General features: G+C 27.1%; 1 protein-coding gene. It reads right to left on the bottom strand.

Translation table 11 applies throughout. From position 1 onward, the window contains the following. On the bottom strand, positions 1 to 318 hold a 318-nt coding region (locus HWX39_RS35850), incomplete at its 3' end, for a hypothetical protein (RefSeq protein WP_175972158.1). Between the last annotated feature and the right edge of the window lie 117 nt (positions 319 to 435).

Here is a 435-nt window from a genome sequence, read left to right on the forward strand (position 1 = left end):
ATTTTTCTTGTAGGCTTTCTTATCTCTGTTGGTTCTGTTGCTGATAAACTTTTCGTCAGCATCATCTTTTTTTCTTTTGCTCCAAATTAAAGGGTCAAGAAACTTAGGGATTGTTTTTAAATATTCGTCAAGGTTGTTATTGAACTGAGTTTTAACTAGATTTCTTACTGCTGATAAATGAATTTTTGGGACAAGACTGTAAAATAAATTGTCTTTTTCTTCTTGCTTGTCTTGTTCTTTGGATATTTCTAAAATATCTTCTATAAAACTATTGACTTCTTTGTTGTTATTGTTTAATATTGAATTGTGAATTGGCATAAAAAGTTTCCTTATTGTGGTTCTGATAAAATAATAATAAGAAAACAAAACCAAAAATCAAGTCCTTTAAGAAATTAAAGGGCTTTTTTTATTGCTTTTTCTATCTTTTCTTTTAAT

The organism is Burkholderia sp. BCC0322 (assembly GCF_902833045.1).
Taxonomy (GTDB): domain Bacteria; phylum Pseudomonadota; class Gammaproteobacteria; order Burkholderiales; family Burkholderiaceae; genus Burkholderia.